We start from the raw sequence: 10,300 nt of genomic DNA on the forward strand, positions 1-10,300 counted from the left end.
GAGATAGCGAAGGATCTAGATCCTTCGCTATCTCTCAGGATGACACAGGCCTTGAGTTGCTTTCAGAAAAACAAAAAACAAAGAGACACTTTTGTTCTAAAATGTGTCCCTTTGGGAGATGTATATACTATGATTGGCTAGAAATTGTTTAGTCAAATAAAATTAAGGCGATAACCTCTAAATCGTCGGTACCTGTATTTTCAAGGGAATGCTTTTCACCGTTCTTCGTGATAATTACATCACCGGGTTTAACAGGCTGCAAGTCTCCGTTGTCATTAACTAGACCCTCTCCACTTAAAACAACATAGGTCTCAAAATCTCCAACATGTTCATGAAGTCCGATGGAGCTCCCAGGTTTTAGAGTATTCTTGCAAAATAAGCGACCTTTACCTTTGAATTCATCCTTTTCAGCTTCTAAAAAGTGTGTCATTTGAAGTTCGCCATTACCACCACGGAAGTTAGAAACTGAATCTTTCTTTAAATCCACGAAACGTTTAATCATGTTATTGCTCCTTCGTAATGAGTTTTACAAAATTATATCATAATTTACAGTTAAATATCATTTAGTCCTCCAGAAAGGTATTGAATCGGGAATAGCCGCCAGCTTGGCGGCTATATTGGTTTTCTAGTAAATTAATCTTTTTCTACAATACTAAGAATTTCTGAAACATCACAACTATTGACTTCCGAAAAGTCCTTTCTTAATATTTTCAAGGCGATCCTCTCGTTATTTATTTCCTCAGATGTTCGCATACCCCTTTTTCTTATGAAAGGAACAGGAGGACACCACCCTTGTAATGCGTGCTGAAGAAGAAATAATCCAACTGCCCCTGTTATAAGGAACCAGTATTTGCTATGTTTTAAGCCTAATAATGTACTTACCATAACAATTGATGCTGCATTTGCTTCGAGAAATCTCTCAGTATCCCATTCTGAATTTAGCTTTTCTATTTTATCCGTCAATACTTGATTGCTGCTATGCTTATAGGAGTCTAAACGTGCAATTGTGTGATGCCGTATCTTAGCATTATCTTTTGGATGGGTATTAAGGAATACTCGTTTTGTTGTATGTGGAAATATGCTATTATTCATATGGTTCATAATCCTCACTCTCCACATTAAATCTTGGTATATTTCAACTAGAGGAACCAAAGAATAGGGAGTTCTGAATCTGTCGCCTGCCCTATGTATAGATTCTTTTTTCACCTTGAACCTTTTGTATTTCCGTTATATCTTGTGAAACCTCAATCGTCCCAGCATAATTACCGTTTTCATCACGCAAAGCAAAATACTGAATATAAACGTATTTTTCCCCTAAGTGCAACCAGAAGTTAGCAGAGTCTTTCCGTCCGCTGCGAAAGTCCTCCAGAATCTTTTCCACGATATGTACACTGTCAGGTGGATGGCAGTTTTTCACCTCACGCCCAATAATTGCCTTGCTGCGCTGAAAAATTCGTTCTTTGCCAAAGGTAAAATACCTTACGGTGTCCTGTTCATCTACAAAGGTAATGTCGACGGGCAGGTTATTGAGAAGAAGGTTTAATTGTTTCTGGGTAAGCACTCCTGTCTCAAAGGGAATCTCAGCCTCTGCACCTCTAGATAAATTGTCGGATAGAGGAGTCTGATTTAGGGAGACTGTTCTTTCCGCAGTAATAGCAGGTTTCCAGCCAGTATCCGGCTCTACCAGATATCCTATCTCCTCACTTTGCTCTGCCACCTCTGCCCATTCCTGATCAGTAAGAGTATCAATGCACATGGGAAACATAATATTCTCTTCTTTGTAAATCATATCTGTGATCATTTTTATAGCTGGTCGGGCCGTTCTTTCAATAGTCTCCTTAAGTTCCTTCACGTTTGGCTGTTGATCCCTTAAAGTTTTACTAACTTCTTTCAAAAGTGCACGGATGTCATCGTGAATTGCCCACATTACTTTCGGCGGTGCGTTTACTCCGTGTTTCTCAAGGTAAGCAAACAGAATGTTCTCTTTACGACTGTAGTGTTTCTCGATTTCTAATAATTGCTCATGAAGTTGCCGCCACTCAGCCACATGGTTTTCCTTAGAGGCAAAATCATTTTGGCTCAATTTTGCAAAAAGCTCATTCAGTGAAGTCACTATTTTTTCTATCTTTCTATTTTCCTTTTTAAAGGTATGAACCGGATGTCCAGCTTGCTCTTCCTGCACAACTTGGTTATTTAAACCTTCTTCGAAGACCGCTGCATGCACATCACACAAGGATTTAATCTCCAGCTCGGATAACCCTTCTTGGATTAATTCTTGTTCCAACTGAGTAATTTCTGTAGCCCCTACATCGCTCAGCAAGTCCTTAAATCTCTCTCGCAATTCGTCTGGATTTGCTTGACGGTGGATATCCCGGATGATCTCCTTGAGCTGTTCTCGGCGTTCCTTACGAATTTCTAGTGGATCTTCTTCGCCTGGCACATGAAAACCTTTTGCGGCCAGCTTGCGTCTGGCTTCTTCTAAGGGTACACCATGCCGTTTAAGACCTTCTAAGACGGGTAATTTACGTCCCACCGTTTTTCTTAGAATAGGATTTGCCGCTCCTTCTAAGCCCATATCAAGCAAAATCGGGATCAGCTCAGGATATTCCTCGGTAAGATCATATAAAGAACGCGTTAAGTCAAGGATTGGTTTACTCAAAACTCTACACCCTTTCTGATCGATTAATTTATTCAGACTATTCTATAGCATTATTTGCAAATATCCTGAAATTAATCAAACAACTGACTTAACTTTTCTGCTTACTCTATAATCACCCTCCAAACATCTAAGGTAGGTAGATATAACTCAAGAAAAAGTCAATGCAAACTTTTTCACATCATTTAAAATAAGGGCATTTACTCTCTCTACATCCATGAGGGTGACGTGAACTGTGGGTACAAATAATCTCTTGACTCGGCGAAGACAAAGAGACTTTAAGATAGGATTGTGCCAATGTAATGCCCTCATTAAGGGCAGTCCAAACAAAGTTTTTACAGCAGCAAGGACCTGTTTCGTTGGCGATTTTTCCAACAATTCTTGCGACTACTTCCATTGTTTTCGCTGTTTCTTGATCTTTCGAACAAGCAGCACCTAAAACGATACTAAAGCAGGCGCCCATGGCTGGAACAATTCCACATACCCCTGTTAGTCCACAAAATCCTCCGACAGCCTGTCGCTTGGTCCGAATCAGAACTTCAATAATCTGTTCATCTGTAACCATAGTTGTTCCTTCGTTCTTAAGGGCTGCCATAAAAGCGCCTGCTGCTATCCAAGCATTCTCACAGCCGAGCATGGGGACATTTTTCTGGCCCATTAAATCCTTGGCTATTTCCAAGGGATTTGTAGTCTTACAACTCAATACGTAATCTTTTACAATATCAAAAAGCCCTTTCCCGTGACATTCATCACATATGTAGTGTCCATTTGGACAGGAAATGTTACCCATCTCTTTTTTACCACAATGGAGGCAGGTTAAGTCTCGTCCTGAATTGAAGTAATCTAATTGCCCTCCACAGATCTGGCAGTTCTCAGTCTTGGATTCATTGCGCTGACCAGCACTAGAAATCGGTCCTCAACAACCAGAGGCAGAACTGTTATTATTTATATTCTGAATTAGGTCAATCACACATAATCCTCCCCAATATCAAATAGTTTCTTTGAAATCACAAAGTAATTTTTTAAACGATATATTTCTTAGGATATTTCTACATTATTGATTGATTAACCTGCTTTTAATGGACTAAGCTATCCTCCTCTTGCCTGGAATTATCACCCCAAGAATATCCTGAGATGCGGCGGAACCAAAAAAATAGGACAGCTAAAGCTGCCCGGGTGAGATATTGGCATAATCAAGGATGACTAGCATCAGTATTTTCATTTGTAGGGACATCCGTCTTTTCCGAGATTACTTTTGTTTTTGGAGTAATGATTCCTGGTTTAGGAGTATTTCCTTGTGGCAAGAAATTTGTGTTGTTGCCTTTACCTAAGGTGGCCATGTTTCTTATCTCCTTTACAATCAATCTCAAGTTAGGTTTCCACAAAAGGCAGAATTCTAAAACGTTAATTAATCCCATATTTTACAAGAATTTTATTAGTTGTTTTGGGCCAAATGAGACCATTCGTTATGACTATGGTATACTAGCATTAGGGAAGTAGAGGAATGCGTTACAAAGCACTACGGAATCCAAAAATCAACCTCGATATAGGAGTTGCTTCACTTTGATAAAGTATTATAACCGTAAAACTAAATCCTATGAAATTGAGAGGGTAGCCGGAGAAAAGGTTTTAAATTGGACCTACTCCTCCCCTCTTGGTATGAGTCTTTTAGAAGCTTTTATAAAGAAACGAATGTGTTCAAGCCTCTATGGAATGTATTTAGACAGAAAGATAAGCACTAAGAAGATAAACCCCTTTATTACCAAATTCAATATAGATATGTCGATTGCTGAAAAAAGATTGCAGGATTTTTCATCCTTTAATGACTTTTTTTATCGTAAGTTAAAGCCTAATGCACGTACAATCGCTTCTGAAAGCCACTCACTTATATCCTTTGGAGATGGGAAGCTTTTTGCTTATGAAACTATCGAATTAGAAAAACTAGTTCAAGTGAAGAATTTTACCTATAGCCTTAGAGATTTAATTAAAGATGATCGTGTGGCTGAAAAATACAACAAAGGGACATGCTTGATTTTAAGACTCTGCCCTACAGATTATCACCGCTATCATTTTATCGACAGCGGAACCTGTGAGGATACGAAAAAAATCAAAGGGGCTTACTACTCTGTTAATCCAATTGCACTTCGAAAGATCAATAGGATTTTTTGTGAAAACAAGCGAGAATGGAGCATCTTTCATTCTCATCACTTTGGAGATGTTTTATATGTTGAAGTAGGCGCCACCTGCGTCGGCTCAATTATTCAAACCTATACCCCTAATAGATTAGTAAATCGGGGGGATGAAAAGGGCTACTTCAAATTTGGAGGATCCACAGTAATCCTATTCTTAGAGCCGGATAAGGTTAGAATTGACGAAGATATCGTTGAGCAAACCAAACTTGGCTATGAAACCTCTGTGTTCATCGGGGAAAAAATCGGGACAAAAAGCGTTTTAGATTAAAAGCGGTTCAAATAATGAATATACAAAGGGGACACTTCATCTATTCATGTATTTACCTTTTATTTCTAGGAATTAACCTCTTGACGTCAATTCATAATCTATGTAAAATAAAGCTTGTCCAAAAAACATGCTGGTGTAGCTCAATTGGAAGAGCAGCTGATTTGTAATCAGCAGGTTGCGGGTTCGAGTCCCATCACCAGCTCCATTTAACTCGACAAAAAACGTTATTGTTAAATTAAGGCTACCACCTCTAAGTTAGGTGGTAGCCTTTGATTATTTGTTTAGTGTACGCAGTAAAATAGCCTTTGAAAATAGCAAAGATGTAGTATAATGGATCGTTGGGAACATTTAGAAGAGAGGAATTATCATGAAAAATTTATTGAGGGCCAATTTAGCAATGCTTGCTGTCATAATAATTTGGGGAATCTCTTATGTCAGCATCAAAGTGACTGTTGTGGAAATCCCTCCGATCACCATGGCGCTTATCCGTTTCGTAATAGCCTCCTTGCTGCTCGGAATAATTATCCGCAGAGTTGAACCCCAAACTAAACTAGACAAGTCTGACTTCCCGAAAATGGTTTTAGGGGGGCTTTTTGGCATCACCTTATATTTCGTCTTAGAAAATATCGGAGTTAAATATACATCAGCAACAAACGCTTCCCTAATCGTTTCCGTCGTTCCAATTATTACAATAACATTGGATGTACTGTTCTTTCACGGCAGAATATCATTAATAAAGCTGTTGGGAGTTGGTATAGCCATCGGGGGCTCTTACCTTGCTGTTACTGCCAACGGCAAGGTAGAGGTAAATTCTACCCACTTTGTTGGGAATATTCTGATGGTTACTGCAATGCTATCATGGGCATTTTTTACTTTGGTTAATAAGTCTCTTCAAGTAAAATATTCAGGATTATTTTTGACGACTTACCAAACGATCTTTGGAACCCTGTGTTTTATTCCTTTGTCACTTTTAGAGTATCGCGAATGGAAGCTGTTTTCGCTAACAGCCTTAGGTAATATTTTATTTCAGGCAATTTTTTGTTCGTGTATTGCCTATTTATTATATATCTATGCCTTGAAACGTTTGGACGTGGCTTTAACAACCATCTATTTAAATCTCATTCCGGTGGTTGGAGTCCTTAGCGGTTACCTTATTCTAAAAGAAAGTGTTTTAACTATCCAGCTTGTCGGCGGGTTATTAACACTCTTAGCCATTGTACTTATTAATTTTGAGTTGGGAACTTTACAAAAAGGTCCAGTTAATAAGGGTAATCCTCGAACTGCTGGCCCCCTCAATGAAGAGAAATTGTACTTAGATTAATTTAAGATCGCAAGGATCGTATGCAAATTCACGTGGAAGAACATCTAACCGCACTACAATAAAAACTCCATTGTTATCGCAATCAACACGTACAACAGTTCCGATGGTCTGATTACACGTTACTACACGATCTCCAACTTCAAATTGGCGCTCGTTGCGTTGGAGGAATGAGCCCGTTTTTTTAGATTCACTCATAATTGCAGCCTCCCCATTTTCTAACTACAAAATAGTTAGAAGACTAAATATTTAGAATTGTTTAAATATATTTTATCATTTTATTCGAATCAAAGTCTATAGATTACCTATATGCTTTTATAAAATTATTTTAGTAATATTTTACATAAAAATAAAAAAAGACGCTTATTCAGCGTCAGTAAATATGATCAATATTTCGGCGCAATCGGAACCGGACACCGAATACCAAAAACTACATTAGGAATCCACCACAAACTTTGATACATTCACCGTTAACAAAGCTAGAGTCATCCGAAGCCAGGAATGATACTACTGAAGCAATTTCTGACGGATTTCCGACTCGCGCCGCAGGACATAACATAAGAGCCATTGTCTTAAGATGTTCCGGCATGCTCCTTGTCATCTCCGTATCAATTAAACCTGGGGCTATTGCATTAACGGTGATATTTTTGTTTCCCAGTTCCTTGGCAAGGGATTTTGTCATACCAATCATTCCCGCTTTAGAGGCACTATAGTTTACCTGTCCAATATTACCCCAAGCCGATGTTGAGGAAAGATTTACTATTTTACCGTATTTCTGCTTGCGCATCTCGTTTACAACAGCCTGACAACAATTATAAACGCTGGTCAGGTTTATAGAAATTACCGAATCCCATTGCTCAGGTGTCATTTTATGAAACATAGCATCTCTTGTGATCCCTGCATTGTTCACAAGTATATCTACCTTACTAAGTCTCTCGTAGATCTTCCTGAAAACATCAGTAACTTCAACTCTGTCAGCAATGTTACATTTTATCGGAATAACTCTTTCCCCCATAGGGTCCAATTCCTCTGCAGCTTGTTCTAGTAGCTCTTGATTAATGTCTAAAGCCACGACTGAAGCAGCACCATCCTCCAGCAGCCGTTTTACTATGGCCGCACCAATTCCTTGGGCTGCTCCGGTTACTACTGCAACCCTATTTAATAATTTTGCCAAGTTAAATTCCTCCTTAAACTAGTAACTATGCAGTCGATTTTGAGCCTTTGTTTCATTGCCGCTTAACCATTTAAGTTTAAGCTTAACTAAATAATTCCACACATTCCCAATATTTCCTGCTAGTCAACCAACATTATCAGCAGTAAAATCAAATCGTTTTTAGAAACGATCTGATTCAGTAGTTAGTCTTAACTTGAGCTTTTGTATTAGATCAAATTTTAAAATACACATTGAATGTTGTGCCTTTAGGGCTAGTTTGAACACTTATTCTTCCATTGTTTCGTGTTACTATGCCGTAACATACAGCTAATCCTAAACCCGTTCCTTGTTCTTTCGTTGTAAAAAAAGGAGTGCCCAACTTATCAAGCATATTTTGTTCAATTCCAATACCCTCATCTTCAACTACCAAAGCTACTTCAGAATTAGTAGAAAACGTTTTTATTCTTAATTGTCCGCCACGTGACATTGCCTCAAAACCATTACGAACAAGATTTAATAACAGTTGACGTATTTCCTGGATGTCGATTTTCAAATCCGGCACACTATTTAGCTCTACAGCTAATAGTTTATCATTATTTTGTGCGTCCGCTTGCATCAACGGCAACGTCGACTTAACTATGTCATTTATATTGTGCCATTCCAATATACTGGGTTTGTTTTTACTAATAGATAGAAACTCCGAGAGAATAGAATTTGCGCGATCTAGCTCCTCTATCATAATGTCAAAGTATTCCTTATCCCTTGATCCCTGTTTATTCTTAAGTAACTGCAAAAAACCTTTTACTATTGTCATGGGATTGCGTACCTCATGACTGATACTAGCAGCCATTTCACCGATTAGCTTTAACTTATCTAGACGAACCATCTCTATCTCAGTTTGTTTTCGTTTAACAATTTCTTTTGTAAGTAAGTCGTTTATATCTTGCAGTTCCACGGTCCGCTCTGTAAGTAACTCATTGGCCCTTTGCAATTCTTCCGTTCTCTTTCCGACTAAGTCCTCTAGATAATAATTGTGACGTAAATTCTGTTGCTTATATCTATAGAGTATAGTGGAAAGAAAATACGATATTACTACTAATAAAAAGGCATCCGTATAATGCCCAAAGCTCATATACGGATCGTCTAAACTAGCTGTAAGTAAAATCATAAAAGTAACACCGGATACCCCATATAAAAACGCCATAATTTTTGATCTAAAATTTAGCGTTAAGGCAATTGTAAAACATGCAATAATGTATACGTTATTTGGTCTATTTATTTCCTGAGACATCCAACCAGATATTACAGCGGAATAGTTAAGTACAAATAGTGCAAATGTAATTACACATGCTTTATGAAGGTTTGTTATTTCACTTGCAGAGTCAACTTTGACTTGGTAGGAAATAAAAAGATATATCAGTGTAACCAAACCCAAAACAACATGAGTATAAAACACATGGCAGTAAGCTTCATGGAGTGCCCAAAGACCCTTTACTTTGTTATTGTAGTCAACAAAAAGAAAAACAACGTTGGCCAAGAAAAAGACAACAGAGATTTTTCTGGACATATTAAAATTATCCCAATTTATTATCCTATTTAAATCATTTTCTTGACCCTCAATAATAGGTTGTGACTGAAACAATTCCATGCGATAAGCTCCTATCCATCATTTGCACCAATTGGAACAATTACCATTCAAAATGTGCATTAGAAGATCATGTTCGAATAACCTGTTTTTCTTAATATTCGATCCATGTCATAAAAGGAAGTCATCATCACTGAACAAATAGTTACATTTACAAATTAATTTTATATTATCTTCCAATCTCTGTCTACCATAATTTTCCTAGATTTATATATAATTCTTTCTATTCAGACATTTTTGAAGCTATTTTGAATTAGTTCTCATCTTAGTAAATGGGGTGCGGAACAAACTTCTCAGGTAGCTAAATACAATAGACCGAATATGATATACCATATTCTCCCTTCTTGTTGAATCATGCGGAGGTGATTAGATAATGTCCTTTGATAAAATGAATATGTATTGGACTCAACAACCCATTATGCCAAGGCCTCAGGGGAATCCAGGATGGAATCAGGGTTGGGGGGCTGTACCACAAAATGCGGGTGGTCAAGGCTACACCACTCCAGGCTATCCACCTCAAGGCTTCGGGCAGCAACAGTCTCCACTATTGCAACCAACAATCCATCAAAGTCTCCCAAATCAAGGTTATCCTTTCCAACAGTATGCACCTCAGGGTTACAACCAAGGGTTTGGAGGACAAATACCAGTTCAGCATGCCTGGGAGAAACCTAAAAAAGGTGGAATTAAAGAGTTCTTAAGTAATCTTATGGCTAAACGCAAGAGGTAGCATTTTATTTTTTGTTGTCGCCTGGGATTCTTCTGATTAATAATGTTGCAGGGATATATACGTCCAATCGCAGGCACACAAAAGGGTTGGTATTTCTACCAACCCTTAAACTTTTAATATCATTTGCCATATTTATTGTTGGAGCGGGTGACGAGATTCGAACTCGCGACTTTCATCTTGGCAAGGTGACACTCTACCACTGAGTTACATCCGCGAATTTTATGGTGGGCCATCCGCGACTCGAACGCGGGACACCCTGATTAAAAGTCAGGTGCTCTAGCCGACTGAGCTAATGGCCCTAATGGCTGGGGTGGGAGGATTCGAACCTACGAATGCCAGAG

General features: G+C 38.4%; 11 protein-coding genes and 3 tRNA genes. 4 read left to right on the top strand and 10 right to left on the bottom strand.

Annotated features, from left to right (window positions below; all coding sequences use genetic code 11):
- Positions 1–148 precede the first annotated feature (148 nt).
- The 5 genes from HGJ98_RS14910 to HGJ98_RS14930 form a co-directional block, all read right to left on the bottom strand.
- Positions 149–502 (bottom strand): cupin domain-containing protein, encoded by a 354-nt coding sequence (locus HGJ98_RS14910; RefSeq protein ID WP_291352220.1) that lies wholly within the window; start codon positions 500–502, stop codon positions 149–151.
- A 131-nt stretch (positions 503–633) separates the two neighbouring features.
- The gene (locus HGJ98_RS14915; RefSeq protein WP_291352222.1) at positions 634–1,206 is read right to left on the bottom strand and encodes a DUF2892 domain-containing protein; all 573 of its coding nucleotides are present in this window, start codon (positions 1,204–1,206) and stop codon (positions 634–636) included.
- A complete protein-coding gene (locus HGJ98_RS14920) occupies positions 1,184–2,659 on the bottom strand; it encodes a DUF438 domain-containing protein (protein WP_291352224.1) in 1,476 nt (491 codons plus the stop codon). The genes HGJ98_RS14915 and HGJ98_RS14920 overlap by 23 nt, the downstream gene beginning before the upstream one ends.
- Positions 2,660–2,837: 178 nt before the next feature.
- Positions 2,838–3,623, bottom strand: coding sequence for a DUF5714 domain-containing protein (locus tag HGJ98_RS14925; protein WP_367142737.1), 786 nt, complete (start codon positions 3,621–3,623; stop codon positions 2,838–2,840).
- A gap of 226 nt (positions 3,624–3,849) precedes the next feature.
- The gene (locus HGJ98_RS14930) at positions 3,850–3,996 is read right to left on the bottom strand and encodes a hypothetical protein (protein WP_291352228.1); all 147 of its coding nucleotides are present in this window, start codon (positions 3,994–3,996) and stop codon (positions 3,850–3,852) included.
- Between the two features lie 223 nt (positions 3,997–4,219).
- Between HGJ98_RS14930 and HGJ98_RS14935 the strand changes: the two genes are divergently transcribed.
- The 3 genes from HGJ98_RS14935 (at position 4,220) to HGJ98_RS14945 (ending at position 6,437) form a co-directional block, all read left to right on the top strand.
- A complete protein-coding gene (locus HGJ98_RS14935; RefSeq protein ID WP_291352230.1) occupies positions 4,220–5,116 on the top strand; it encodes a phosphatidylserine decarboxylase in 897 nt (298 codons plus the stop codon).
- Positions 5,117–5,245: 129 nt separating this feature from the next.
- A tRNA-Thr gene (locus HGJ98_RS14940) sits at positions 5,246–5,321 on the top strand.
- A 162-nt stretch (positions 5,322–5,483) separates the two neighbouring features.
- Positions 5,484–6,437 carry a DMT family transporter gene (locus HGJ98_RS14945; protein ID WP_291352232.1) on the top strand — a complete coding sequence of 318 codons (954 nt, stop codon included), beginning with the start codon at positions 5,484–5,486 and terminating at the stop codon, positions 6,435–6,437.
- Here the strand turns inward: HGJ98_RS14945 and HGJ98_RS14950 are convergent.
- From HGJ98_RS14950 to HGJ98_RS14960, 3 genes are all read right to left on the bottom strand, one after another.
- Positions 6,429–6,632 carry a hypothetical protein gene (locus HGJ98_RS14950; RefSeq protein WP_291352234.1) on the bottom strand — a complete coding sequence of 68 codons (204 nt, stop codon included), beginning with the start codon at positions 6,630–6,632 and terminating at the stop codon, positions 6,429–6,431. The genes HGJ98_RS14945 and HGJ98_RS14950 overlap by 9 nt on opposite strands.
- Before the next feature lie 232 nt (positions 6,633–6,864).
- Positions 6,865–7,608 (bottom strand): 3-oxoacyl-ACP reductase FabG, encoded by a 744-nt coding sequence (fabG, locus tag HGJ98_RS14955; RefSeq protein WP_291352236.1) that lies wholly within the window; start codon positions 7,606–7,608, stop codon positions 6,865–6,867.
- Positions 7,609–7,819: 211 nt separating this feature from the next.
- Positions 7,820–9,235 (bottom strand): ATP-binding protein, encoded by a 1,416-nt coding sequence (locus HGJ98_RS14960; protein ID WP_291352237.1) that lies wholly within the window; start codon positions 9,233–9,235, stop codon positions 7,820–7,822.
- Between the two features lie 370 nt (positions 9,236–9,605).
- Between HGJ98_RS14960 and HGJ98_RS14965 the strand changes: the two genes are divergently transcribed.
- Positions 9,606–9,959: a hypothetical protein gene (locus tag HGJ98_RS14965; protein WP_291352238.1), complete on the top strand. Its 354-nt coding sequence runs from the start codon at positions 9,606–9,608 to the stop codon at positions 9,957–9,959.
- A gap of 139 nt (positions 9,960–10,098) precedes the next feature.
- Here the strand turns inward: HGJ98_RS14965 and HGJ98_RS14970 are convergent.
- Positions 10,099–10,173, bottom strand: a tRNA-Gly gene (locus HGJ98_RS14970).
- 8 nt (positions 10,174–10,181) lie between these two features.
- Positions 10,182–10,258: transfer RNA gene (locus HGJ98_RS14975), tRNA-Lys, on the bottom strand.
- Positions 10,259–10,300: the final 42 nt, after the last annotated feature.

The organism is Desulfosporosinus sp., from assembly GCF_014237355.1.
In the GTDB taxonomy this organism is placed as follows: domain Bacteria; phylum Bacillota; class Desulfitobacteriia; order Desulfitobacteriales; family Desulfitobacteriaceae; genus Desulfosporosinus.

Excerpts from the sequence above, each read along its gene's own strand:
- HGJ98_RS14910 (WP_291352220.1), bottom strand. The coding sequence starts at position 502 with ATGATTAAACGTTTCGTGGATTTAAAGAAAGATTCAGTTTCTAACTTC.
- HGJ98_RS14930 (WP_291352228.1), bottom strand. The coding sequence starts at position 3,996 with ATGGCCACCTTAGGTAAAGGCAACAACACAAATTTCTTGCCACAAGGA.
- HGJ98_RS14965 (WP_291352238.1), top strand. The coding sequence starts at position 9,606 with ATGTCCTTTGATAAAATGAATATGTATTGGACTCAACAACCCATTATG.
- HGJ98_RS14950 (WP_291352234.1), bottom strand. The coding sequence starts at position 6,632 with ATGAGTGAATCTAAAAAAACGGGCTCATTCCTCCAACGCAACGAGCGC.
- HGJ98_RS14945 (WP_291352232.1), top strand. The coding sequence starts at position 5,484 with ATGAAAAATTTATTGAGGGCCAATTTAGCAATGCTTGCTGTCATAATA.
- HGJ98_RS14960 (WP_291352237.1), bottom strand. The coding sequence starts at position 9,235 with ATGGAATTGTTTCAGTCACAACCTATTATTGAGGGTCAAGAAAATGAT.